The 24,665-nt window shown below is 63.5% G+C and carries 20 protein-coding genes; 14 read left to right on the forward strand and 6 right to left on the reverse strand.

Annotated features, from left to right (window positions below; genetic code table 11):
- The first annotated feature begins 76 nt into the window (after positions 1–76).
- Both msrP and msrQ read left to right on the forward strand, forming a co-directional pair.
- Positions 77–1,072, forward strand: a complete 996-nt coding sequence (gene msrP, locus BLQ92_RS37730) for a protein-methionine-sulfoxide reductase catalytic subunit MsrP (RefSeq protein ID WP_090695810.1) — start codon at positions 77–79, stop codon at positions 1,070–1,072.
- A gap of 12 nt (positions 1,073–1,084) precedes the next feature.
- The gene (msrQ, locus tag BLQ92_RS37735; RefSeq protein WP_090695813.1) at positions 1,085–1,780 is read left to right on the forward strand and encodes a protein-methionine-sulfoxide reductase heme-binding subunit MsrQ; all 696 of its coding nucleotides are present in this window, start codon (positions 1,085–1,087) and stop codon (positions 1,778–1,780) included.
- A 112-nt stretch (positions 1,781–1,892) separates the two neighbouring features.
- On the opposite strand, the gene lysA is transcribed toward msrQ, so the two are convergent.
- The gene (gene lysA / locus BLQ92_RS37740) at positions 1,893–3,155 is read right to left on the reverse strand and encodes a diaminopimelate decarboxylase (RefSeq protein WP_090695815.1); all 1,263 of its coding nucleotides are present in this window, start codon (positions 3,153–3,155) and stop codon (positions 1,893–1,895) included.
- A 9-nt stretch (positions 3,156–3,164) separates the two neighbouring features.
- A complete protein-coding gene (lptM, locus tag BLQ92_RS37745) occupies positions 3,165–3,509 on the reverse strand; it encodes an LPS translocon maturation chaperone LptM (protein WP_090695818.1) in 345 nt (114 codons plus the stop codon).
- 35 nt (positions 3,510–3,544) lie between these two features.
- On the opposite strand from lptM, the gene cyaY reads away from it, so the two are divergent.
- Positions 3,545–3,862, forward strand: coding sequence for an iron donor protein CyaY (cyaY, locus tag BLQ92_RS37750; protein ID WP_090695820.1), 318 nt, complete (start codon positions 3,545–3,547; stop codon positions 3,860–3,862).
- Between the two features lie 186 nt (positions 3,863–4,048).
- On the opposite strand, the gene BLQ92_RS37755 is transcribed toward cyaY, so the two are convergent.
- Entirely contained in the window at positions 4,049–6,472 is a 2,424-nt protein-coding gene (locus tag BLQ92_RS37755; RefSeq protein WP_090695822.1) for a penicillin-binding protein 1A, read from the reverse strand.
- 340 nt (positions 6,473–6,812) lie between these two features.
- Here BLQ92_RS37755 and pilM point away from each other — a divergent pair, with 340 nt between their 5' ends.
- The 7 genes from pilM (at position 6,813) to BLQ92_RS37790 (ending at position 14,146) form a co-directional block, all read left to right on the forward strand.
- On the forward strand, positions 6,813–7,793 hold the full coding sequence (gene pilM, locus BLQ92_RS37760) for a type IV pilus biogenesis protein PilM (protein ID WP_090695824.1): 981 nt from the start codon (positions 6,813–6,815) through the stop codon (positions 7,791–7,793).
- Complete coding sequence (locus BLQ92_RS37765; RefSeq protein WP_218133065.1) at positions 7,790–8,476, forward strand: fimbrial assembly protein; 687 nt, start codon at positions 7,790–7,792, stop codon at positions 8,474–8,476. The genes pilM and BLQ92_RS37765 overlap by 4 nt, the downstream gene beginning before the upstream one ends.
- On the forward strand, positions 8,473–9,390 hold the full coding sequence (locus BLQ92_RS37770) for a hypothetical protein (RefSeq protein ID WP_090695826.1): 918 nt from the start codon (positions 8,473–8,475) through the stop codon (positions 9,388–9,390). The genes BLQ92_RS37765 and BLQ92_RS37770 overlap by 4 nt, the downstream gene beginning before the upstream one ends.
- Positions 9,387–11,078: a type IV pilus secretin PilQ gene (locus BLQ92_RS37775; protein ID WP_090695828.1), complete on the forward strand. Its 1,692-nt coding sequence runs from the start codon at positions 9,387–9,389 to the stop codon at positions 11,076–11,078. The genes BLQ92_RS37770 and BLQ92_RS37775 overlap by 4 nt, the downstream gene beginning before the upstream one ends.
- 95 nt (positions 11,079–11,173) lie before the next feature.
- Positions 11,174–11,725, forward strand: a complete 552-nt coding sequence (locus BLQ92_RS37780) for a shikimate kinase (protein WP_090695830.1) — start codon at positions 11,174–11,176, stop codon at positions 11,723–11,725.
- Positions 11,726–11,732: 7 nt separating this feature from the next.
- Entirely contained in the window at positions 11,733–12,809 is a 1,077-nt protein-coding gene (aroB, locus tag BLQ92_RS37785) for a 3-dehydroquinate synthase (RefSeq protein ID WP_090695832.1), read from the forward strand.
- A gap of 116 nt (positions 12,810–12,925) precedes the next feature.
- Entirely contained in the window at positions 12,926–14,146 is a 1,221-nt protein-coding gene (locus BLQ92_RS37790; RefSeq protein WP_090695849.1) for a deoxyguanosinetriphosphate triphosphohydrolase, read from the forward strand.
- Positions 14,147–14,297: 151 nt separating this feature from the next.
- Here the strand turns inward: BLQ92_RS37790 and BLQ92_RS37795 are convergent, their stop codons facing one another.
- Entirely contained in the window at positions 14,298–14,675 is a 378-nt protein-coding gene (locus BLQ92_RS37795; protein WP_090695834.1) for an ElaB/YgaM/YqjD family protein, read from the reverse strand.
- A 291-nt stretch (positions 14,676–14,966) separates the two neighbouring features.
- Positions 14,967–15,689, reverse strand: coding sequence for an OmpW/AlkL family protein (locus tag BLQ92_RS37800; RefSeq protein ID WP_090695836.1), 723 nt, complete (start codon positions 15,687–15,689; stop codon positions 14,967–14,969).
- A gap of 190 nt (positions 15,690–15,879) precedes the next feature.
- On the opposite strand from BLQ92_RS37800, the gene BLQ92_RS37805 reads away from it, so the two are divergent.
- The 4 genes from BLQ92_RS37805 to thpR all read left to right on the forward strand — a co-directional run bounded on the left by BLQ92_RS37805 (position 15,880) and on the right by thpR (position 24,036).
- Entirely contained in the window at positions 15,880–16,587 is a 708-nt protein-coding gene (locus BLQ92_RS37805) for a transposase (protein ID WP_090695838.1), read from the forward strand.
- 300 nt (positions 16,588–16,887) lie between these two features.
- Positions 16,888–21,591, forward strand: coding sequence for a glutamate synthase-related protein (locus BLQ92_RS37810; protein ID WP_090695840.1), 4,704 nt, complete (start codon positions 16,888–16,890; stop codon positions 21,589–21,591).
- A gap of 101 nt (positions 21,592–21,692) precedes the next feature.
- Complete coding sequence (locus BLQ92_RS37815; RefSeq protein WP_090695842.1) at positions 21,693–23,159, forward strand: glutamate synthase subunit beta; 1,467 nt, start codon at positions 21,693–21,695, stop codon at positions 23,157–23,159.
- 322 nt (positions 23,160–23,481) lie between these two features.
- Entirely contained in the window at positions 23,482–24,036 is a 555-nt protein-coding gene (gene thpR / locus BLQ92_RS37820; RefSeq protein ID WP_090695844.1) for an RNA 2',3'-cyclic phosphodiesterase, read from the forward strand.
- Positions 24,037–24,434: 398 nt separating this feature from the next.
- On the opposite strand, the gene BLQ92_RS37825 is transcribed toward thpR, so the two are convergent.
- Positions 24,435–24,665: hypothetical protein (locus tag BLQ92_RS37825; RefSeq protein ID WP_244896712.1), on the reverse strand; the 231-nt coding region annotated here is incomplete at its 5' end.

Below are 24,665 nucleotides of genomic sequence, written 5' to 3' on the forward strand. Positions count from 1 at the left end.
TTGGTCAGAATAGTAGCTATGGATGCGTAGTCGAACGATCATCAACATGGCCCGCCGGGCCAGCAGGAGCTGCACGATGTGGATCAAGCGAAGCGACAGGATTGCACTGCAGGGTGACGATATCTCCCCCAGCGAAATCACGCCGAAGCGGGCGTACGAGAACCGGCGGCGCGTGCTGCGGGCGGCGGGCGCGGCAGCGATGGGCAGTCTGATCGGCGTGAGCGGTGAGGCGTTCGCCGAGTATTCGTCGCCGGATGCAAAGGGACAGAAGCTGACGGCGAAGACGAATTCCAGGTTCGTCGCGGCGGATAAGGTCACGCCTTACAAGGACATCACTACCTACAACAACTTCTACGAGTTTGGGACCGACAAGAGCGATCCGGCGCAGAATGCCGGGACGTTGCGGCCGCACCCCTGGCGCGTGAGCGTCGAGGGCGAGGTGAAGAACGCCAAGGTGTACGACATCGACGATCTGCTGAAGCTGGCGCCGCTCGAGGAGCGCGTGTACCGGCACCGCTGTGTCGAGGGCTGGTCGATGGTGATGCCGTGGATCGGGTTTCCGTTGTCGGAGCTCATCAAGCGGGCCCAGCCGAACGGCAATGCCAAATACGTGCAGTTCATCACACTGGCCGATCCGTCGCAGATGCCGGGGCTGTCCACGCCGATTCTCGACTGGCCGTACTCCGAGGGCCTGCGGATGGACGAAGCAATGAATCCGCTGACCTTACTGACGGTGGGTGTCTACGGTGAAGTGCTGCCCAACCAGAACGGTGCGCCGTTGCGGATCATCGTTCCCTGGAAATATGGCTTCAAGAGCGGCAAGTCGCTGGTGAAGATCCGCTTCGTCGACAAGCAGCCGGCCACGAGCTGGAACACCTACGCGCCGAACGAATACGGCTTTTACTCGAACGTGAATCCGAATGTCGACCATCCGCGCTGGAGCCAGGCAACCGAGCGGCGTATCGGCGAAGACGGTTTCTTCACGCCCAAGAGAAAGACGCTGATGTTTAACGGCTACGGCGATCAGGTCGCGTCGCTCTATCAGGGCATGGACCTGAAGAAGAATTTTTGAGCGTTATCTGCCATGTCCTCCTCTGAAACCCCCACCGTGACTGAGCCCGCTTCGCGACGCCCGCCGCCTGCTGCAAAGCGTCCCGCCGCAGCGGGCACCCGCTGGGTGGTGCCGGTGAAGATCGCTGTCTTCGTGGCGGCGTGGTATCCGCTCGCGCGGATCGTGTTGTTCGGCTTGACTGACCGGCTTGGCGCCAATCCGATCGAGTTCATCACCCGCTCAACCGGTTTGTGGACGCTGGTGTTCCTGTGCATCACGCTGGCTGTGACGCCGTTGCGCCGCTTGACCGGCGTGACTGCGCTGGCGCGTTTTCGGCGCATGCTCGGTCTGTACGCATTCTTTTACGCTACGCTGCATTTCACGACGTACCTGTGGTTCGACAAATGGTTCGACGTGGCGGCCATCCTGAAGGACATCGGCAAGCGCCCGTTCATCATGGTCGGTTTCGCGGCCTTCGTGCTGCTGATCGCGCTGGCCGCGACTTCGCCGCGCGCCATGGTGCGCAAGCTCGGGCGCCGCTGGCAGACGCTGCACCGCGCGATTTACGCGATCGGCGTGCTCGCGATCCTGCATTTCTGGTGGATGAAGTCCGGCAAGCACGATCTGCTGCTGCCTAAGATCTACGGCGCGATCATGCTTGCCTTGCTGGGATGGCGGCTGCTTGTGTGGCTGCGCGAGCGCGTGGCCTTAGGAGTTGCGAAGAGGTGACCGAGCGCCTTTGGCTGTCTTAAGCACCGACCAATAAAAAAGGCGATGCCGCGGTGGCATCGCCTTTTTGTTTGCAGTGTGTTGAGCCGTTCGTTAGCTGTCGATCAGCCGCTCAATCGGGCAGGATGGCTTCGCCGGCGAACAACTGCTTGACCTCTTCGCGCGCGCGGACCAGGTGCACCTTGTCGCCATCGACCATGACCTCGGCGGCACGCGGACGCGTGTTGTAGTTCGAACTCATCACGAAACCGTAGGCGCCGGCCGAGCGCAGCGCGAGCAGATCGCCCGGCTCGATGGCCAGCAGGCGCTCACGGCCGAGCCAGTCGCCGCTTTCGCAGACCGGGCCGACCACGTCGTACACATGCGCCGGGGAGTCGCGCTTCACGACCGGTTCGATGCCGTGATACGCCTCGTACATGGCCGGGCGCGCGAGATCGTTCATCGCTGCGTCGACGATGGCGAAGTTCTTTTCGGCGCCGGGCTTGAGAAACTCGACACGCGTGAGCAGCACGCCGGCATTGCCGACCAGCGAACGACCCGGCTCGAAATACACTTCGCGATGGCCATGACCGCGCGCTTCGATACGATCGAGCACCGTACGCACGAACTCGCCGATATCCGGCGGTGTTTCGTCGTCATAGGTGATGCCGAGACCGCCGCCCACGTCGATGTGGCGGATCGACAGACCGTCCGCTTCGATCTGTTCGACCAGTTCGAGCACCTTGTCCACCGCGTCCAGATAAGGCGCGATTTCGGTGATCTGCGAACCGATATGGCAGTCGATCCCAACCACCTCGAGGTGCGTCATGGCCGCGGCGGCGCGATAGGTGGCGCGCGCCTCGTCGAACGCGACGCCGAACTTGTTCGACTTCAGGCCGGTGGAAATATACGGGTGCGTTTTCGCATCGACGTCGGGATTCACGCGCAGCGAGACCGGCGCTTTCTTGCCCACCGACGCAGCCACGGTGTTCAGGCGGTCGAGTTCGGGAATCGATTCGACGTTGAAGCATTTGACGCCCGCTTCGAGCGCCTCGCGCATTTCGCCGGCGCTCTTGCCGACACCCGAAAATACGACGTGTTCCGCTTTGCCGCCGGCAGCCAGGACGCGCGCCAGTTCACCGCCGGAGACGATATCGAAGCCCGCTCCGAGCCTTGCGAACACGTTCAGCACTGCGAGATTGCTGTTTGCCTTGACGGCCACGTGAACCGTGGCGCGGCGGCCTGCGCATGCGCCCGCATAGGCTTGCCATGTAGCGGTCAGCGCCGCACGCGAATACACGTACAGCGGCGTGCCGAACTGTTCGGCGAGTGAAACGGCGGACACGCCTTCGGCGTGCAGGACGCCGTCGACATAGGCAAATGCGGATCGAGTCATGCGAAAGTCTTATTGAACGGGGGTGCTATCGGAGGCCGGCACTTGCGGTGCCGACGCAGCCGAGTCGGGTACGGTATGGAGTTCGGTTTCCGGCGCGAGCGTCAACGGCGTACCCGAGGTGTCGGGGATCGTGCCGGAGGCCGCTTGCGAATCGGGTTTCACTGCGTCAGTGGATCGCGTCTGGGTCTCGTCGACGGGTTTGGCCGGCATTGGCGGCACGGTCGGCAAGTAGAGCGGCCCGCGTTGCCCGCAGCCGCCAAGAGCGCAACCTGCGACAATGACCAAAGCGGCTACAATCGCGCGGGGCGCCCACGCGCCGGGCGCCACTGTGCGCATCCGAGAAACGACTCGCATGACTGTCCCTGAAAAAATGATCGTTGGAGTTTAGCATGTCCGATAGCGAATACCTGACCCGCGCCGAGGCCGCGCTTGCGGCCATCGAACGCACGCTCGACGATACGGAAGCCGATATCGAGTTCGAACGCAGCGGCAATGTTTTGACGCTCGAATTCGAGAATGGCTCGAAGATCATCGTGAATCTGCAGCCGCCGATGCGGGAAATCTGGATCGCTGCAAAAGCAGGCGGTTTCCATTTCCGCTTTACCGACGACGCATGGCGCGACACCCGCAATGGCACCGAGTTTTTCGCCGCGCTGTCGGACTACGCGACGCAGCAGGCCGGCGAGCCGGTTCGCTTCCAGCCGTAAGCGCGAGGTCTCAGCGGCGTCTTTCTTGACGCCGGAGGAGGCCGAGGACGTTGTATGGCCAGCCGCTCGCGACCGCATTGAACGGTCGCAATCTCGTTGGCGCGCTTCCGATAGCGCGCTGACGAAACCGCGGCGACACAGCCGTGCGGACTCAGCCGCGCTGACACGGCCGCACCAACGAAACCGTTAATGACCGCGGAACAGGTTCATGATGTCCTGCTTTTCCTGGTCGCCCACCTGTTCCGGCGCAGGCGCTGCCGCCGCACCGGATGCCGCATCGCTCGAGTCCGCATCCAGATCGGCCTGACTTATCCCGACCGTCGAGACGAAACCGTTGCCCGGCGTGAAGTTGTCGAAATACAGTTCGTCGCCGAGCGTGACGACCCCCTGCGGCATCGGCATCTTGTAATCGGGCACGCCCTTCAGTGCCTTGGCCATGTAGTCGATCCACACCGGTAACGCCAGACCGCCGCCGGTTTCCTTGTCGCCGAGGCTGCGCGGATTGTCGTAGCCGATCCATGCGATGGCGGTGAGCGTGTGCTGGTAACCCGCAAACCAGGCGTCGCGTGAATCGTTGGTCGTGCCGGTTTTGCCCGCGAGGTCGGTGCGCTTCAGGACATTGGACTTCGCCCCGGTGCCGCGTTGCGCGACGCTTTGCAGCAGGCTGTTCATCACGTAGGCATTGCGCGCGTCGATGGCGTACGGCGCGCTTTGTCCGGCGACGAGCGGCTTGGCTTGCGCCACGACCATACCGCGCTGGTCGGTCACTTCCGCGATCAGATACGGGTTGATCCGATATCCGCCATTGGCGAACACCGAAAAGCCGCCGGCCATCTGTAGCGGCGTGACGAGACCCGCGCCGAGCGCCATCGGCAGATAGGCCGGGTGGCGATCCGCATCGAAGCCGAAACGGGTGATGTACTGCTGCGCGTACTTCGGGCCGATCTGGCTGAGAATCCGGATCGATACGAGGTTCCTCGACTTCTGCAGCGCGGTGCGCATTGTCATTGGGCCGTCGAAGCCGCCGCCGTAGTTCTTCGGCTCCCACGCCTGACCGCCGGTTTCCGCGGCGCTGAAGAAGAGCGGCGCGTCGTTGATGACCGTGGCCGGGCCGAGGCCCTTTTCCAGCGAAGCCGAATAGATAAACGGCTTGAAGCTCGAACCCGGCTGCCGCCACGCCTGGGTGACGTGGTTGAACTTGTTCTTGTTGAAGTCGAAGCCGCCAACCAGCGCGCGGATCGCCCCGTCTTGCGGCACGACCGAGACGAAGGCGCCCTCGACCTGCGGCAACTGCGTGATTGACCAGGTGCCGTCGTCACCCTTGACGACGCGGATGATTGCGCCGGGACGGATACGCTGGTTCGGCTGCGCGCGCGGGCCCAGTGCGAAGGCTGCGAAGCGCAGGCCGTCGCCTTGCAAGGTGGCGACATTGCCGTCGGCGAGGGTCGCCTCGACCTGCTTCGGATTGGCGGTCGTTACGACGGCCGCGATGATTTCGCCGTTGTCGGGATGTTCGAGCAGGGCGTCGTCGATGGCCTGTTCGCGCTCGTCCGCGTCGGAGGGCAGATCGATGAAGGCTTCCGGCCCGCGATAGCCGTGGCGCCGCTCGTAGTCCATCAGGCCTTTGCGCAACGCACGGTATGCGACATCCTGATCCGCCGAGTCGATCGTCGTCACCACATTCAGCCCACGCGTGTAGGCCTCTTCGTGATACTGCGCGTACATCATCTGACGGACCATCTCCGCGACGTATTCCGCGTGCACGCTGAACTCCTTGCCCGCGCCCTTGACGGCGAGCGGCTGCCTGCTCGCTTCGTCGTACTGCTCCTGCGTGATGTAGTGCAACTCCAGCATGCGCTGCAGGATGTACTCCTGACGAACCTTGGCGCGCTTGGGGTTGACCACCGGGTTATAGGCCGAGGGGGCCTTGGGCAGGCCGGCTAGCATGGCGGATTCGGCGAGCGTCAGGTCCTTCATGTCCTTGCCGAAATACACCCGCGCCGCGCTAGCGAAGCCGTAGGCGCGTTGGCCCAGATAGATCTGATTCATGTACACCTCGAGAATCTGATCTTTCGACAGCTTCGATTCGATTTTGTACGCGAGCAACATCTCGTAGATCTTACGGGTGTAGGTTTTTTCGCTCGAAAGGAAGAAGTTGCGCGCCACCTGCATGGTGATCGTACTGGCGCCTTGTGTGGCGTGACCGTTGGTCAGCGCCACGAAACCGGCGCGTGCAATACCCGTCAGGTCGACGCCGCCGTGGTCGTAGAAGCGTGCGTCTTCAATGGCGAGCACGGCCTTCTTGAGACTGTCGGGCACGTCCTGAATATGCACGACATCGCGCCGCTCTTCGCCGAATTCGCCGATCAGCACGTGGTCCGCCGTGTAAATGCGCAGCGGCACTTTCGGACGGTAGTCGGTGAGCGCGTCGAGCGAAGGCAGGTTCGGCGTGGCCACGACCAGCGCATAGCCGAGCACGAGTCCGGCACAAGCGATGCCGGCGAACATCAGACCAACCAGACCCAGGACGAGCGTCAGTAACAACGAACGTTTGCGCTTCTGCGGAGCGGGTGGCGAGGGCGGCGGGGACGTAGGGGACGAAGATTGCATATGAACACCAAAAAACAGTCCCGCGATTATAGCCGCCAGGCTCATCAGCTTTCGGCATGCTTACGGATGGGTGGCGTGCCGCGCAGGAGATGACCCTACTGTAGACGCTTTGAGGTCGCCCAGGGAGCCGTGGGACCTCACGTTAGCCATTCGGCTGAATATCGCGCAACGCAGCGGCTGCGCACAATTCTCCTCTCAAGAAATAGCAGGGCATTTCCACGTTTTCCGGCCTCCTCGGGGGGCATGGCGCACAGCGTCGGGAAGGTGGTTGCCCGGTACGCGCGAGCGAATGGTTCGCCGCGTGTGTTGCGTGTTTGGCGTGTGTCTGAGGGGAGGCGGGATGGCGATCAGAAGTTCGTTGTTGGTGAAGGTGCGGCGTTTTGCTGCGGGAATCGACGTGAGCCCGCAGGCGGTGAGGCTGGTGGTGCTGAGTCAGCGTGTGCCCGTGGGCGGCCCGGTGCGCGTCGAGTATCTCGCGGCTGTCCCATTGGTCGCGGGGGCGATCGCGGGTGTGGAGATCGTGGATCGCGCGGCGGTGATCCGCGCATTGCGCGATGTGTTCGCGGAGCTGCCACGCCCTTGTGCGTCCAGCTCGTTGCGTTGCGCGATGGCGCTGCCGGCCTCGGCGACGTTCATGTCGAGTTTGCCGCTGGCGCGGCTCGGTGGCATGAGCGCCGTAACGGCCGCGAGCGGCGCCTCGCTCGCGGCGCTGGAGTCGGCCGTATTGAGCGAAGCGGAGCGGATCGCGGGGATCGAGCGTCATGCGCTGGCGGTCGACTGGTTCGTAGATGGCTCGCCGCGCCGGGCAGGTTCCGTGACGATTGCAGCAGCTACCCGCCAGCATCTCGAGGCGCGCATCGAGTGTGCGGCAGCGGCTGGCGTGACGTTGACCGCGATCGACGGCGAGCCGCACGCCGCGCTGCGCGCGCTGGTTCATACAGCGGCCCTCGAACTGGAGCCGCACGAAACCTACGCGGCGCTCTGGATCGGCGCGGACGGCGTGTATGGCTGGCGTATTGCAGACGAGGCCGTTGTCGGTGAGATGCACTATCCCGCCCCCGAGCACGAAGATCTGGCCGACGCGTTACGCGACCTTGCAGACGGCGGTGCACTCGGCTGCGCGTTGCTCGGAGGTGAACTGGATCTGCTTGATGGGGTCGGTTTTTCGGTCGCGGATCTCGGCGATGTGCTGGGCTGCACGCTGCTGCCGTTCGAATGCGTTGCGATTGGCGATTGCGCGCGCCCGTTGTCCGCCGCACTGTTGCGCGAGCCAAATTGCGTGGTGGCATTCGGTCTCGCCTTGCGTGGGGTGATGGAATGACGTGGATGAACTCGCGCATGGGGGCGGCCGGTCAAGCGGTCTGGATCGGTGGCTTCAATCTTTTGCCATACAGGCAACGCGACGCCCGGCGCGCGCGGCGGCGCTGCCTGCTCGAATGCCTGGGCGCGGCGTTGCTGGGCTGCGCGGCGGTGCTTGCGGTGGCCGGCTGGCAGACCTTCGAACGTACCCGGCTGGATACGCAGCGCGTGTCGAGCGAGCACGAACTGGCGCGCTTGGCGCCCCCCCTTGCGGAGCACGCGAGACTGCGCCACGAAGCTGATCAACGCAACCACCGTTACACGCGTGCGGTCGCGCTATCCGCGCCGTTGATGCGTCTGCTTGATCTGCTCGACACCTTGAGCCGCCTGCCTACGGACGACGTCGCCCTGCAACAGCTACGGCAGCGCGGGCACGAGACGGAACTGCTCGCGACTTCGCGGGATCCTTTGGGGTCCACGCTGTGGCTCAAGCAATTGAGTATGGTGCGTGGCGTGAAGAGCGCCGAGGTCGCCGATCTGCGTCCTCTGGCGCGTACCGGACGCGCTGTCGCAGCGAGCGGCGGCGGCACGCTCGAGTTTGCCGCACGCTTGCACTGGGATGAGGCCGCTAAAGACGCGCCGCCATCGGGAGTCTCCGCAAGCGGACCAATGCGCGAACCGGCTCAGCCGGGAGGTGTGCGATGAGCACCTTGCTTGCTCAGCACGCTGCCGCAGCGGGAGAGACGGCGCTGCTTTCGAGCTGGTTGAACCGGCTGCGCTTGCCGCTGACGGCGTGGAGCGGACGGCGCCGGCTTCTGGTTGGGGTGCTGATAGGCATTGCTGTCTTTTGTGCCGGCGCGAACGCGTGGATTTCTGCGGATCTGGCCGGAGTGCAGGCTGGCCGCGCGGCTCTCTCTGAGGCTCGAAATCGACTCGCCAGGGCGCAGCGCTCGCTTGGCGAGTTGCCTGAACTGCGGCGTAACGTCGCAGCGATGCCGCTTGGACCGGCGCCAGAGCCGTGGACGCCTGCCGATGACGTGCGTCTGATATCACTGCTCGCAGCCCGCAGCGGCGTGACCTTGCTCACTCTGGCGCCGGGCGCAGGACACGATGCAGGGAGTGCAGGGCTGGATACGATGCGCTCGATGCATCTGACCGCCCAGGCCGACTTCCTGCACCTGATGGTGTTCCTGCGTGGCCTGTCGGACCTGCCGCTGCTGGTCGTGCCTGAAGATGTGACCGTCAAGCGCGGCACCGGCGTCTTGCTCATCAGCGCAAACCTGCATCTGTTCCATGCGCTGAGCCCCGCGCCGGTCCGCCAGGAGCTTTTCATCGACGAAGACCTCGAGGCCGACGACGAGGTCGTGGTGTTCTACGACCCGTTTTCAGTGCAACCGCAAGCGGACGGGGACGCAGCGCAAGCTGGCCTCCTGCGGCTAGTCGGCCTGTTGCGCGACCGCACGCGCGGCCTTGCGCTGCTCGAAACCGCCGATGGCGCGGCGACTGTCGAGCGAGGTCAGCGGGTGGGCGACGACCGGGTCACGGGCATGGACGCGCTCAGTATCACGCTGACGAATCGTGTCGGTTCGCGCACGCTTGCCTTGACGGAGGCCTCATGAGAACGTGGGCCGAGAGCATCCGGCTGGCAATCGGCGCTGCCTGTCTGTTGATGGGCGTGGCGCAGGCGTCGCTGCCGCCGCTGCCCGCGATGATGCCGTCCGACGACACGGTCGAGCCGTACGGCGCGCCACCGTTACCGCGCAATCTCGCGGTCGACGTGCCGAACCCGTTTCTGGGGCAGGACTCCGCAGACGACTCACAGGCTTCCGTGCGTCCGGAAAGCGCGATAAACGCGGAGGGCGTCGGCAGCGGTGGCGTCGGCGGCCCACAGTTCGACGGCGCTCAAGTTGATGGTGCTTCACCCGACGGCGTTCTGCCGGACAACACCCCACTCGAGGGCACACCGCTGTCGGCATCGCGCGCCACGGCGAACCGGGAGCCAGCGCCGGCCGGGGCTCTCGAAGGCCCGCCGGTCCCGCTTCCCCCGGCGCAGCGCCTTGGCGACGCGTCTAGCCGCAGCGACGACGGTCTCGCGCCTGATAAACCGATCTCGCTGAACTTCCAGCGCGCGGAACTCGGCGCGGTGCTGAATGCGTTCGCCCAGTTCACGGGCCTGAACATTGTCGCAAGCGAGCGCGTACGCGGCACGGTCTCGCTGCGGCTCGACAAGGTGCCATGGCGCACCGCCTTCGATACTCTGCTCGACGTCAACGGCCTCGCCATGGAGCGTCACGGCAATGTGCTCTGGGTCGCGCCGCTCGCCGATCTGGCGGCGCGCGAGCGACAACGCTTCGAGGCCCACGCGCGGGTTGCGGATCTGGAGCCGCTCGCGAGCCGCACGTTCGAGTTGCATTACGCGCATGCGGAAGACGTGCGGCGCCTCTTGACCGGCTCGGGGAGCCAGCGGGTGCTGTCAAAGCGCGGCGCGGCGATGGCGGATACGCGCACCAACCTGCTATTCGTGACGGATCTGGAGGCGCGTCTCGCGCAGATTGCCGAATTGCTGGCTTCGATCGACCGGCCATCGCGCCAGGTGCTGATCGAAGCACGGATTGTCGAAGGCGAGCAGGGCTTTTCGCGCAACCTGGGCGTGCGCCTGTCGCTCGCCACGGCGAGTGCCGACGGCGGCACGGCAACCGGATTCGCCGGCGGCAAGGACGGCACCGTCTATGATCTCTCGGCGCGGCCGCTGGCCGGTTTTGACGCCGCCACAGCGGGCCTCACGCTGTTTGCGGCCCAGGCCACGCGGCTTCTCAACATCGAATTGAGCGCGCTGGAGGCCGAAGGGCATGGCGAAACGGTCTCCAGTCCCCGGGTGGTAACTGCCGACCGCATGAAAGCGATCGTCGAGCAGGGCACCGAGCTGCCATATCAGGCCAAGGTCGGCCAGGGTGTCTCCGGCGTGCAGTTTCGCCGCGCCAGCCTGAAACTGGAGGTCGAGCCGCAAATTACGCCGGACGGCCGGGTGGTGCTGGATCTCGACATCGCCAAGGACAGCGTGGGCGAGCAGACCGCCGCGGGCCCGGCCATCAACACCAAACACGTGCGCACGCGCGTCGAGGTGGAGGACGGCGGCACGGTGTCGATTGGCGGCATCTATGCCACGGATGACCGGGATGATGTGACGCGGGTGCCACTCCTGGGCAAAATACCCCTTTTGGGCGCACTTTTTCGTCATCGGGCACACCGTGACCAGCGCAGCGAGCTGGTCGTTTTCATCACCCCGCGCGTTGTGCAGACGAATTGAGCGCCTGCCGCAGCCGCGGCCCGCAGGCTCGACAAGGCAGTCGCTTTGCCAGTAAGCTGCGGCACGAACCATACCGGATTAGCCAGAGGACACCGTTGCAAGCGCGGGACGCACACGCCAATGTATTTTTTGTAGGGCTCATGGGGGCAGGCAAGACCACCGTGGGCCGCGCGGTGGCGCGCCGGCTGGATCGTCCGTTCTTCGATTCCGACCACGAAATCGAGGCGCGCACGGGCGCGCGCATCCCCGTCATCTTCGAACTCGAGGGCGAAGGGGGCTTTCGCGACCGGGAATCGCAGGTCATCACCGACCTGACCGGCCAGCAAAACATCGTGCTGGCCACCGGTGGCGGGGCCGTATTGCGGCAGGAAAATCGCCTGGCGCTGCACAATAACGGCCTTGTCGTCTATTTGCGAGCCAATCCGCATGACCTGTGGCTGCGCACGCGGCGCGACAAGAATCGCCCGCTGCTGCAAACCGAAGATCCCAAAGGGCGTCTGGAAGAACTCTACGAGGTGCGCGACCCGCTGTACCGGGAGTGCGCCCATTTCGTCATCGAAACCGGCCGACCGTCGGTCAACGGCCTCGTCAACATGGTCCTCATGCAGCTCGAGATGGCCGGCGTCGCCAAACATCCTGCGTCATAATGCCAGCATGATTACCGTCAATGTCGAACTGGGCGATCGCGCCTACCCCATCCATATCGGTACCGACCTGATCGGCCAGACCGCGCTATTTGCACCGCATATCGCCGGTTCGTCCGTCACCATCGTCACCAACACCACGGTTGAACCGCTCTATGGCGATGCGCTGCGCCGCGCGCTGGCGCCACTGGGCAAGCAGGTCTCCACGGTAGTGCTGCCGGATGGCGAGGCCTACAAGAACCTGGAAACGCTCAATCTGATCTTCGACGCGCTGCTTGGCGCGCGGGCTGACCGGAAGACCACGCTGATCGCGCTGGGCGGCGGCGTGATCGGCGACATGACGGGGTTTGCCGCCGCTTGCTATATGCGCGGCGTGCCGTTCATCCAGGTGCCGACTACCTTGTTGTCGCAGGTCGATTCGTCGGTGGGCGGCAAGACTGGGATCAACCATCCGCTCGGCAAGAACATGATCGGCGCGTTCTACCAGCCGCAGGCCGTGATCGCCGACATCGGCGCGCTGCGGACGCTGCCGGCGCGTGAGCTCGCAGCAGGCGTTGCGGAAGTCATCAAAACCGGTGCCATTGCCGACGCGGGGTTCTTCGACTGGATCGAGGCGAATATCGGCGCCTTGAACCACTGCGAGCCGCAGGCGCTCGCAGAGGCGGTCAAGCGCTCGTGCGAGATCAAGGCGTCGGTGGTGGCGGCGGACGAACGCGAAGGCGGCCTGCGCGCGATCCTCAACTTCGGCCACACCTTCGGTCATGCGATCGAAGCCGGACTCGGCTACGGCGAATGGTTGCATGGCGAGGCTGTTGGTTGCGGCATGGTGATGGCGGCCGATCTGTCGGTGCGCCTCGGCCACCTCGATGAAGCTTCGCGCAAGCGTCTCGTCGAAGTGATCACGGCTGCGCATCTGCCCACCCGTGCTCCGGCGCTCGGCGAGGCCCGCTATGTCGACCTGATGCGGGTCGACAAGAAGGCCGAAGCTGGCGAGATCAAATTCATTCTGCTGAAGCGTTTCGGTGAGACGCTGATCGGCCCGGCCCCCGAGCCTGCTGTGCATGCCACGCTAGCTGCGGCCGTCTGAGCGCTCCGCGAAGCTGGCGCCACGCGCCAGGCCCGAGGTAGGGAGCGGCGCACATTTTCTTGGAGGGCGCGCTGCTGCCTCGCGTCCCGGGTGTCGCCATTGATTCGGAGAAGCTGGTGAGCGAGACGCATAGCGAGACTTTGAATGAATCAACCGGCGCGAGGTCCGCGAGCGGGGCGCCAGCGTTTCCCGTGACGCCCACCGTGGCCGCGCTCGAAGCGCATCTCGCACCTTATGCCGCGCACGCGTCGCAATCGCGCGGCCGCCGCTACGCCGAAGCGCCGCCCAGCGCGCGCACCGAGTTCCAGCGCGATCGCGACCGGATTGTCCATTCCACCGCGTTCCGGCGCCTCGAATACAAGACCCAGGTGTTCGTGAACCACGAGGGCGACCTGTTTCGCACCCGTCTCACTCACAGTCTTGAAGTTGCGCAGATCGCCCGTTCGGTGGCTCGCAACCTGCGCGTCAACGAGGATCTGGTCGAAGCCATTTCGCTGGCTCACGATCTCGGCCATACGCCATTCGGCCATGCCGGCCAGGACGCACTCAACGAGCGCATGCGCGAGCATGGCGGCTTCGAGCACAACCTGCAGAGCCTCGCCGTAGTCGACGATCTCGAAGAGCACTACGGCGCGTTCAATGGCCTCAATCTGTGTTTCGAAACGCGCGAAGGCATCCTGAAGCATTGCTCACGGGAAAACGCGCGGCGCCTCGGGCCCCTCGGCGAGCGCTTTCTGGAAGGGCGGCAGCCGTCGATCGAGGCGCAGATCGCCAATGTCGCCGATGAGATCGCGTACAACAATCACGACGTCGACGACGGACTGCGCTCTGGACTAATCACGGTCGAGCAACTGGCCGAAGTCGAACTCTGGCAGACGCACTTCGAAGCGGCGCGCCGCGACTATCCGCACATCGAGGGGCGCAGGCTGATTCACGAGACGGTGCGGCGCATCATCAATACGCTGATCGTCGATTTGATCGAAACCACCACCAGTAATCTGATTCAGCACGCCCCGGCTTCACTTGATGCCGTGCGTGCCGCGCCGCCGCTCGTCGCCCATAGCGAGACGGTAGCCGCACAGGCGGCGGTGCTGAAGCGCTTCCTGTTCAAGAATCTGTACCGGCACTATCGAGTGATGCGCATGGCGAACAAGGCGCGCCGGGTGATGTTCGGCCTGTTCGACGCGTTTACCGACGATCCGCGGCTGCTGCCGCCTTCGTACCAGTCGCCGGATGCGCAGATCCAGCCGCGCCTGATCGCCCACTACATTGCGGGCATGACCGACCGTTACGCGCTGAAGGAATACCAGCGCCTGTTCGTGATCGCCGACAACTAGGCCCGCGGCAGGCGAGCAACGTCGAGCGAAGCCGCACCCGCAATGCTCAACGAACATGCGCCGGCGAAGTATCTGAACACCGGCGCGCGCGTCGATGCGATCCCCCCGTCCTTCGCGTTACTCAGGCACGGACTTGAGGGCCTCGCAGGGTTCAGCGGCTGCGCGCCAGCAACGCGCCGGCAATCAGCGCAACGCCGCCCACGATAGCAAGGGTTTGCCACGGGTTTTCATGCACGAAGTCGTCGGCGTCCGCGAGCGCGACTTCGGCGCGTTGCCGCACCGCGTCACGGGTTTCATTCAGGCGCTCGCGGGCGACATCCAGGCGCTTCTTCAACTGGGCGCGCAGGGCCACCGCATCGGCCTGAGTGCCGTCGGCCAAGGTGTCTTCGAGTTCCGACATCAGTGAGCGCAGTTCGGTGGCGATGTCTTCGGCCGCGTGGCGGCTGTGGCGCGCGATACGGCGCGTACGGCGGCTGGTCGATGTCCAGGATTCGCCGAGGGCGTCTCGCGTATTCGGTAGTGCAGTCATGGTCGCTCCGTCGTAGATGAGTCAAAGAGACCCCGCTTGAATCGGGGGAGTAAACCCGATACTACGCAACTTCGATGCCCAATCCCCGACGTCGTTCCCGGCGGCGCGCCGTACCTTTTGCCGGAGCACAATTTGCACGACAGGCGCGCCGCCGCTAGTCAAATTTACAAAGCAGGGTGTCGCCCTGCCTTCCGCACAAGCACTTTGTGCGTCAGACAAAAGAAAATGCCGTCACGATCGCATGACGGCATTGTTCAAGCCCCCAAAACTCGTCTACCCTTAGTCTTAGTGTCAGAAACGATAACCGATGCTGACGTAGCTGACGATCGGGTTCAGCTTGATCTTCGTCTGCGACTGGACGTTGAGCGTGCCGACCGGGGTCTGGGCTGCGGTGTTCAACTTGGCGGTAGTGCTGAGCGGCAGGTATGACAGCGAGAAACCGGCGAACCAGTGCTGGTCGATGGCGAACGTGAAGCCCCCATTAAACACCGGCTCCCACGAACTATCCGTGGATACGGTGGTCGGACCATGCAGGACTTCTTGTTGGAATACGCTGTTGGTGATCTCTGCGTCGGTGAACTTGACATAGGTGACACCCACGCCCAGGTAAGGACGGAATCGCGATTGCGCAGGCAAGAAGTAGTACTTGAAGAGCAGCGTGGGGCTCCACTGCTTGGCGTCACCGAGTTTGCCGTATTGCGCGAAGGAACCCGAGCCGTCGAGATTGAACTTCGGCGGGATGCCAACCACGAATTCAGTCGCGATGTGGTCGGTGACGAAGTAACCCGCGGTGATGCCGAATGTGTCGGCGCTATCGAGGTTGGCTCCAGTGTTAGGCAAGGTGACATTGACGGGTGAACCGCCAACGCTTGTCTCCCTCAACGGTTGGCTACTGGACTGAGGTGCAAGATGCAACCAGCCGTTCGTGATGTAAAAGGTTCCGGCCGATTGCGCGTGGGCTGCCGTCATGCAGGCGAGCGCCGCGATCCCCGTCATGGCCTGTTTTAATTTCATATATGTGCTCCTCCAGAAAAGGCCCGCTCATTATGACCACAACGTTTGAAACAAACCATACGCGGCGGTTAGAGCTTTCTCCCTAAGCTCCGCGCGGTTTTCGGCTCAGCCGCTTCGCACCGAATCGTACGGGCGTTCGGCTTTTTTGGACCTTCGGGTATATACCAACGCGACTATTGGATACTCCAGCATGGCACGGCTCGCACGTCTTTATGTTCCCGACCAGCCGCAACACGTCATCCTGCGCGGGCTCGATCAGCAGCCCGCATTTGTCGACGACCAGGATTACGAGCTCTTCATCGATTGCCTGAAGGCGGCTTCCCGCGACCACCACCTGTCGATTCACGCGTATGCGTTGATGCCAGGCGCGGTGCAACTGCTCGTCACACCGACCGAGGAGTCCAGCTTGCCCAAGGCAATGCAGGCAGTCGGCCGCCGCTACGTGGCGCACTTCAACCGGCGCTACGCGCGGCGCGGCACCCTATGGGAGGGGCGCTACCGGGCCACGGTGATTGAAGGCGAGCGCTATTTCCTGCTGGCAAGCCGGGTGGTCGAGATGTGTCCGGTGCGCGGCCAACTGGTGAGCGCGCCGGAAGACTACCGCTGGTCGAGCTACCGGCACCACATTGGGCTCACGCTCGACAGCCTGATCACCGACCATCCCTTGTACTGGTCGCTCGGCAATACGCCGTTCGAGCGGCAGCGAGCGTATCGCGAGTTGTGCGAGCAGCCGCTCGACGAGCGCGAAGCCAGTCAACTGCAGCAGGCCACGCTCAAGGGCTGGGTGCTCGGTAGCGACACCTACCGTGAGTGGGCAGCGCGGGCGGCCAATCGCCGGGTCTCGCCGCTACCGCGCGGGCGGCCGCGCAAGGTCCGGGAAACGCCGCAGACCCAATAAGTCGTGTTGTTTCAACGGCCTGCGTAGGCAGTCTGCGCAAAACGGCATCTCCGGGTGCCGTTTTATTTTGCACCTTTTTGATATGGCACCAATAAAACTAGGGTGCGATGCACCAATATGATAATCGGGGTCATACCAGCACGTTTTATTTGCTATTCCTTTGATTCGTCGCGTATATTCCGAATTCCGGCTGTTTCGATGCGGATTGCGTCGAAGCCGGCTGCGCGGTTGCAGTGTGACTGCGGGCAATAACAAAACGGTTCAACGGCCTTCCCCGGCCCCCTTACAGACGGTGTCCCCATGAACGATCACCAGCAACCGGTCTCCTCGGTTCCCGCCGCGCAAGGTCTCTATGACCCGCAAAACGAGCATGACGCCTGCGGCGTCGGCTTCGTTGCACACATCAAGGGCAAGAAAAGCCACGAGATCATCCAGCAGGGTCTGAAGATTCTCGAAAACCTCGACCACCGGGGCGCCGTCGGCGCCGATCCGCTGATGGGCGACGGTGCGGGCATCCTGATCCAGGTCCCGGACGCGTTCTATCGTGAGGAAATGGCCAAGCAGGGCGTGACGCTGCCGCCTTCCGGCGAATACGGCGTCGGCATGATCTTCCTGCCGAAGGAACACGCCTCGCGGCTCGCCTGCGAACAGGAACTCGAACGGACGGTGAAGGCCGAGGGCCAGGTGGTGCTGGGCTGGCGCGATGTGCCGGTCGACCACTCCATGCCGATTTCGCCCACCGTCAAGGCGAGCGAGCCGCTGATCCGCCAGATATTCATTGGCCGCGGCAAGGACATCATGGTGACCGACGCACTCGAGCGGAAGCTATACGTGATCCGCAAGACCGCGAGCCACCGCATCCAGGCGCTCAAGCTCAAGCACGGCAAGGAATACTTCGTGCCGTCCATGTCGGCGCGCACGGTGGTCTACAAGGGGCTGCTGCTGGCCGGCCAGGTCGGCGTGTACTACCGCGACCTGCAGGACGACCGGACCATTTCGGCGCTGGCACTGGTGCACCAGCGCTTCTCGACCAATACCTTCCCGGCGTGGGAACTGGCTCACCCGTACCGGATGATCGCCCACAACGGCGAAATCAACACGGTGAAGGGCAACGTCAACTGGCTGAACGCCCGTACCGGCGCGATCGCCTCGCACGTGCTCGGCGACGACCTGCCGAAACTGTGGCCGCTGATCTACCCGGGCCAATCGGACACCGCTTCGTTCGACAACTGTCTCGAACTGCTGGTGATGGCCGGCTACCCGCTCGTCCACGCGGTGATGATGATGATCCCGGAAGCATGGGAACAGCACACGCTGATGGACGACAACCGCCGCGCGTTCTACGAATACCACGCCGCCATGATGGAGCCGTGGGACGGCCCCGCTGCGATCGCCTTCACCGACGGCCGCCAGATCGGCGCCACGCTCGACCGTAACGGCCTGCGTCCGGCGCGCTACATCATTACCGACGACGACCTGGTCATCATGGCGTCTGAAGCTGGCGTGCTGCCGATTCCTGAGTCGAAGATCGTCAAGAAGTGGCGTCTGCAGCCGGGCAAGATGTTCCTGATCGATATGGAACACGGTCGCATCATCGACGACAAGGAACTCAAGGACAACCTCGCCAACGCCAAGCCGTACAAGAGCTGGATCGATGCGGTGCGCATCAAGCTCGACGAAATCGAGCCGAAGGCCGAAGACGTCGTGACGGAGCGCCGCGAAGCCGCCGCCTTGCTGGATCGCCAGCAGGCCTTCGGCTATACGCAGGAAGATCTCAAGTTCCTGATGGCGCCGATGGCGCAAGCCGGCGAAGAAGCGGTCGGTTCGATGGGCAACGACTCGCCGCTGGCGGTCATGTCCAACAAGAACAAGACGCTCTATCACTACTTCAAGCAGCTGTTCGCTCAGGTGACGAACCCGCCGATCGACCCGATCCGCGAAAACATGGTGATGTCGCTGGTGTCGTTCGTCGGTCCGAAGCCGAACCTGCTGGACACCAACAACATCAACCCGCCGATGCGTCTCGAAGTGTCGCAGCCGGTGCTCGATTTCCGCGACATCGCCAAGATCCGCGCCATCGATCAATACACCGGCGGCAAGTTCAGCTCTTATGAACTGAACATCTGCTACCCGGTGGCCTGGGGCAAGGAAGGCATCGAAGCGCGCCTCGCGTCGCTGTGCGCGGAAGCTGTCGATGCGGTGAAGTCCGGCTACAACATGCTGATCGTGTCCGACCGCCGCACCGACCGCGACAACGTCGCGATCCCGGCGCTGCTCGCCACGGCCGCGATCCACACGCATCTGGTGCAGCACGGCCTGCGCACGAGCGCGGGTCTGGTCGTCGAAACCGGCTCGGCGCGCGAGACGCACCACTTCGCGCTGCTCGCGGGCTATGGCGCGGAAGCCGTGCACCCGTACCTCGCGATGGAAACGCTCGCGCAGATGGCTGCCGGCCTGAAGGGCGACCTGTCGGCGGAGAAGGCGGTCTACAACTTCACGAAGGCAGTCGGCAAGGGCCTGCAGAAGGTCATGTCGAAGATGGGCATTTCGACCTACATGTCGTACACCGGCGCGCAGATCTTCGAAGCGGTCGGCCTTGCGGAAGACCTGGTCTCGAAGTACTTCAAGGGCACCTCGTCGAAGGTGGGTGGCATTGGCCTCTTCGAAGTCGCGGAAGAAGCGATCCGTCTGCATCGCGAAGCCTTCGGCGACAACCCGGTGCTGGCCACGATGCTCGACGCGGGCGGCGAGTACGCCTACCGTGTGCGCGGCGAAGAACACATGTGGACGCCGGATGCGATCGCCAAGCTGCAACATTCGGCGCGCAGCAATTCGTACCAGACGTACAAGGAATACGCGCACCTGATCAACGATCAGACCAAGCGTCACATGACGTTCCGTGGCCTGTTCGAGTTCAAGTTCGACCCGACCAAGGCGATTCCGCTCGACGACGTCGAATCGGCGAAGGAAATCGTCAAGCGCTTTGCAACGGGCGCGATGTCGCTCGGCTCGATCTCGACCGAAGCCCACGCTACGCTGGCGGTGGCGATGAACCGCATTGGCGGCAAGTCGAACACGGGTGAGGGCGGCGAAGACGCCAACCGCTATCGCAACGAACTGCGCGGCATCCCGATCAAGAACGGCGACACCATGAAGTCGGTCATCGGCGACGAAGTCATTGTCGACATTCCGCTGAAGGAAGGCGATTCGCTGCGCTCGAAGATCAAGCAGGTGGCGTCGGGCCGTTTCGGCGTGACGGCGGAATATCTGTCGTCGGCCGACCAGATCCAGATCAAGATGGCGCAGGGCGCGAAGCCGGGCGAAGGCGGCCAGCTGCCGGGTCACAAGGTGTCCGATTACATCGGCAAGCTGCGTTACTCGGTGCCGGGTGTCGGCCTGATCTCGCCGCCGCCGCACCATGACATCTACTCGATCGAAGATCTGGCGCAGCTCATCCACGACCTGAAGAACGCGAATTCGGCCGCCAGCATCTCGGTCAAGCTCGTGTCGGAATCGGGCGTCGGCACGGTGGCAGCGGGTGTGGCGAAGGCGAAGGCCGATCACGTCGTGATCGCTGGTCATGATGGCGGCACGGGCGCTTCGCCGCTGTCGTCGCTCAAGCACGCCGGTACGCCGTGGGAACTGGGTCTCGCGGAAACGCAGCAGACCCTGGTGCTGAACCAGTTGCGCGGCCGGATCCGCGTGCAGGCCGACGGTCAGATGAAGACCGGCCGCGACGTGGTGATCGGCGCGCTGCTCGGCGCGGACGAATTCGGCTTCGCGACGGCGCCGCTCGTCGTCGAAGGCTGCATCATGATGCGCAAGTGCCACCTGAACACTTGCCCGGTCGGCGTCGCGACGCAAGATCCGGTGCTGCGCGCGAAGTTCCAGGGCCAGCCGGAACACGTCGTCAACTTCTTCTTCTTCGTTGCGGAAGAAGTGCGCGAAATCATGGCGCAACTGGGCATCCGCAAGTTCGACGACCTGATCGGTCATGCCGAACTGCTCGACATGAAGAAGGGCATCGAGCATTGGAAGGCGAAGGGTCTCGATTTCTCGCGCGTGTTCCACCTCCCGTCGGTGCCGGCGGAAGTGGCGCGCAAGCACGTCGACGTGCAGGACCATGGCCTCGACCGCGCGCTCGACCACACGCTGATCGAGAAGGCGAAGGCGGCCATCGAGAAGGGCGAGCATGTCTCGTTCATCCAGCCGGTGCGCAACGTGAACCGTACGGTCGGCGCGATGTTGTCCGGCTTGATCGCGAAGAAGTACGGTCACGACGGGCTGCCTGACGACAGCATTCACATCCAGTTGAAGGGCACCGCAGGCCAGAGCTTCGGCGCGTTCCTCGCCAAGGGCGTGACGCTGGATCTGGTCGGCGACGGTAACGACTACGTGGGCAAGGGCCTGTCGGGCGGGCGCATCATCATTCGTCCGACCAACGATTTCCGCGGCAAGTCGGAAGAGAACATCATCTGCGGCAACACGGTGATGTACGGCGCAATCGAAGGCGAATCGTTCTTCCGCGGCGTGGCAGGCGAGCGCTTCTGCGTGCGTAACTCGGGCGCAACGGCGGTTGTCGAAGGCACGGGCGACCACGGTTGCGAGTACATGACGGGCGGAACGGTCGTGGTGCTCGGCGAAACCGGCCGTAACTTCGCGGCCGGCATGTCGGGCGGTATCGCCTACGTGTACGACTCCGACAGCACGTTTGCCGGCAAGTGCAACAAGTCGATGGTCGCGCTGGATCCGGTGCTGCAACAGGCAGAACAGGAACGCACGGTCGACAAGGGCCTGTGGCACGCGGGCGAAACTGACGAAGTGCTGCTCAAGGGGCTCATCGAACGTCACTTCCAGTTCACGGGTTCGCCGCGTGCGAAGGCGCTGCTCGAAAACTGGGATGCGTCGCGCCGTCAGTTCGTGAAGGTGTTCCCGACGGAATACAAGCGCGCGCTGGGCGAAATGGCTGCGAAGAAGGCGAAAAACGAAGTGCTCGCCGCGTAATTTGCAGCGCAAGACGATAGATACCCCTTAGTTGTACCTGCCGCCCTCGTGTGCGGCGGGTACCGATTACCCCACCTGATACAGATAGAGAAGAGAACCATATGGGCAAGGCAACCGGTTTTCTCGAGTTCGAGCGCCGCCACGAGGCGTACGAAGCTCCGCTCACGCGTGTGAAGCACTACAAGGAATTCGTCGCGGCGCTGTCCGACGAAGACGCGAAGATTCAAGGCGCGCGTTGCATGGACTGCGGCATTCCGTTCTGTAACAACGGCTGCCCGGTGAACAACATCATCCCGGACTTCAACGACCTGGTGTTCCACCAGGACTGGAAGAACGCGATCGAAGTGCTGCATTCGACGAACAACTTCCCGGAATTCACCGGCCGCATCTGCCCGGCGCCGTGCGAAGCAGCATGCACGCTCGGCATCAACGACGACCCGGTCGGCATCAAGTCGATCGAACACGCGATCATCGACAAGGCATGGGCCGAAGGTTGGGTTGCCCCGCTTCCGTCGAAGCACAAGACCGGCAAGAAGGTCGCGGTGGTCGGATCCGGCCCCGCCGGCCTGGCGGTCGCGCAGCAACTCGCGCGCGCGGGGCACGATGTGACGGTGTTCGAAAAGAACGACCGCATCGGCGGCCTGCTGCGTTACGGCATCCCTGATTTCAAGCTGGAAAAGTGGCTGATCGATCGCCGCATGCGTCAGATGGAAGCCGAAGGCGTGACGTTCCGCGCCAACGTGTTCATCGGCAAGGATCCGTTGCCGGCGCACATTGGCAACACGGCGAAGGAAACCATCACACCTGCCGAACTGAAAGAACAGTTCGACGCGGTGGTGCTGACGGGCGGTTCGGAAACGCCGCGCGACTTGCCGGTGCCGGGCCGCGAACTGGAAGGCATCTACTACGCGATGGAATTCCTGCCGCAGCAGAACAAGGTGAACGCAGGCGACAAGGTTGCAGGCCAACTGCTGGCCAAGGGTAAGCATGTGGTTGTGATCGGCGGTGGCGATACAGGTTCTGACTGCGTCGGCACCTCGAACCGGCACGGCGCGAAGGACATCACGCAGTTCGAACTGCTGCCTCAACCGCCGGGAGAGGAGAACAAGCCGCTGGTGTGGCCGTACTGGCCGATCAAGCTGCGCACGTCGTCGTCGCACGAGGAAGGTTGCGAGCGCGACTGGGCGGTGGCGACGAAGCGCTTCGAGGGCAAGAACGGCAAGGTCGAGAAGCTGATCGCGGTGCGGGTCGAATGGAAGGACGGCAAGATGCAGGAAGTGCCGGGCTCCGAGTTCGAAATGAAGGCCGACCTGGTGCTGCTGGCGATGGGCTTCACGCAGCCGGTGTCGCCGGTCCTGGAAGCCTTCGGCGTGGACAAGGACGCACGCGGCAATGTGCGTTCCTCGACGGAAGGCGAGAAGGCGTACTACACCTCGGTGGACAAGGTCTTCACGGCAGGCGACATGCGCCGCGGACAGTCGCTGGTAGTGTGGGCGATCCGCGAAGGGCGCCAGTGCGCGCGCTCGGTGGACGCTTACCTGATGGGTCATTCGGAACTGCCGCGCTAAGTCTCCGGCCGGCCGCGTCGAAGGGCGAAGGACCGGCAACGATTTGCAGGACGAGGTGGAGACGACAAAGCAGTACCCAAAGCCGGGCACCCGCAAGGGTGACCCGGCTTTTCAATTGGAGGATGGGGGCGGGCAGGGCGGCGATAATATGACGTCGTTTTGGGGCCACCTGCGCCAGCGCTGGCAACTGCTTGCGAAGGATGCAGGGGCTTGCCGCTGACGTAATCTAGTACACGTTTGGCGAGACGAGACCGGATGTATGGTGCGGCACCCGCAGTATTCTTGCGCGAGCGGAGTTTTAACCAGGGGATGGTGACAAACGATGCAGGCAACGGATTCAGAGGCGATCGACGGCTGGCAGCGCTGCTTTATCGCATTGGCGCCGGATGTTGAGACGCGCGATGCACTGAGAGCGATCCCGGTTTCAGCGAATGCACGGCGGGTGCCCTACGAGCAATTGCATTTGACGGTAACGTTCATCGGCGCCTTGACCGTAGAGCAGGGGGGCGCGCTCGCCGAAGCACTGGCTGAACATAGCGCGCCGCTGACACCTACGGAGGTGACGCGCATAGAACATTGGCCGAGCGCGGCGCACCCGCGCCTGACGGTAGCGACGTTAGCGATGACGGACGAGTTCGTAAAACTTGACTGGCAGGTACGATCGCTGATGATCGAGCACGGCTTACCGGTTGACGCGCGAGCGTTCCGACCACACATAACACTAGCGCGCTTTGGCCGCGACGCCGGGGCAGCGGAGCAGGCAGCGCACACGCCACCGAACCTACTGGCGCGTTTCGAGTCACTGATCCTTTACTCGAGTACTTTGGCGAGACACGGCGCGCGCTATCGCGCACTAGCAACGACTTCGTTGCGGTGAGAGCATAAACTGCGACGCCCACGCCCACGCCCACGCCCACGCCCACGCCCACGCCCACGCCCACGCCCACGCGCGGGACGGCAGGGGAGTAGTTATGCCGAACCGCCATGCACGAAGTGCGTGGGCGGGATGAATGAGCGCTGTGTCACTCAGTAGTGTGGTGCGAGAGCTGAACTTGTTTTCGGACCGCTAACGATAACGGTGCAGCGGTCGACACCTACAAGCTGGCGGTGTGAGCCCGCTTTCTTTTGCCTACTTTTCTTTGCGGCCGGCAAAGAAAAGTAGGTGCTGTTAGCGGCGGTGCAAATCCGACACTAAACGGCGGCGCAAGGTTGAGTAAAAGCGTCAACAACCGTGGTCAGTCGTTGGCGCCCATGGTCGAGCGTGCCGGTCGTTAGTCAGAATGGGGCGGCCTCGTTGTCACGAGGAGGGTGAGGGTTTCCAGGAGGCGAGCGCTGTTCGCGCAGCAGTTCGTTGAGCGCAATCTGATAGTGCCCGACGATGCGCTCGCGGAGATCGTCGATAAGTTCGACGACAGCGAGCGCCTGATCAGCAGACCAGTTCTCGGCGATCAGGAACTCGAGCCCGTGGGTGATACCTGAAGGCTGATGAAGGGGCTTCATGGTTTT

The sequence above is a fragment of the Paraburkholderia phenazinium genome (assembly GCF_900100735.1).
GTDB lineage: Bacteria > Pseudomonadota > Gammaproteobacteria > Burkholderiales > Burkholderiaceae > Paraburkholderia > Paraburkholderia phenazinia.

Bases quoted from the DNA above. Each gene is read 5' to 3' on its own strand.
- msrP (WP_090695810.1), top strand. From the start codon at position 77: ATGTGGATCAAGCGAAGCGACAGGATTGCACTGCAGGGTGACGATATC.
- msrQ (WP_090695813.1), top strand. From the start codon at position 1,085: ATGTCCTCCTCTGAAACCCCCACCGTGACTGAGCCCGCTTCGCGACGC.
- lysA (WP_090695815.1), bottom strand. From the start codon at position 3,155: ATGACTCGATCCGCATTTGCCTATGTCGACGGCGTCCTGCACGCCGAA.
- lptM (WP_090695818.1), bottom strand. From the start codon at position 3,509: ATGCGAGTCGTTTCTCGGATGCGCACAGTGGCGCCCGGCGCGTGGGCG.
- cyaY (WP_090695820.1), top strand. From the start codon at position 3,545: ATGTCCGATAGCGAATACCTGACCCGCGCCGAGGCCGCGCTTGCGGCC.
- BLQ92_RS37755 (WP_090695822.1), bottom strand. From the start codon at position 6,472: ATGCAATCTTCGTCCCCTACGTCCCCGCCGCCCTCGCCACCCGCTCCG.
- pilM (WP_090695824.1), top strand. From the start codon at position 6,813: ATGGCGATCAGAAGTTCGTTGTTGGTGAAGGTGCGGCGTTTTGCTGCG.
- BLQ92_RS37765 (WP_218133065.1), top strand. From the start codon at position 7,790: ATGACGTGGATGAACTCGCGCATGGGGGCGGCCGGTCAAGCGGTCTGG.
- BLQ92_RS37770 (WP_090695826.1), top strand. From the start codon at position 8,473: ATGAGCACCTTGCTTGCTCAGCACGCTGCCGCAGCGGGAGAGACGGCG.
- BLQ92_RS37775 (WP_090695828.1), top strand. From the start codon at position 9,387: ATGAGAACGTGGGCCGAGAGCATCCGGCTGGCAATCGGCGCTGCCTGT.
- aroB (WP_090695832.1), top strand. From the start codon at position 11,733: ATGATTACCGTCAATGTCGAACTGGGCGATCGCGCCTACCCCATCCAT.
- BLQ92_RS37795 (WP_090695834.1), bottom strand. From the start codon at position 14,675: ATGACTGCACTACCGAATACGCGAGACGCCCTCGGCGAATCCTGGACA.
- BLQ92_RS37800 (WP_090695836.1), bottom strand. From the start codon at position 15,689: ATGAAATTAAAACAGGCCATGACGGGGATCGCGGCGCTCGCCTGCATG.
- BLQ92_RS37805 (WP_090695838.1), top strand. From the start codon at position 15,880: ATGGCACGGCTCGCACGTCTTTATGTTCCCGACCAGCCGCAACACGTC.
- BLQ92_RS37810 (WP_090695840.1), top strand. From the start codon at position 16,888: ATGAACGATCACCAGCAACCGGTCTCCTCGGTTCCCGCCGCGCAAGGT.
- BLQ92_RS37815 (WP_090695842.1), top strand. From the start codon at position 21,693: ATGGGCAAGGCAACCGGTTTTCTCGAGTTCGAGCGCCGCCACGAGGCG.
- thpR (WP_090695844.1), top strand. From the start codon at position 23,482: ATGCAGGCAACGGATTCAGAGGCGATCGACGGCTGGCAGCGCTGCTTT.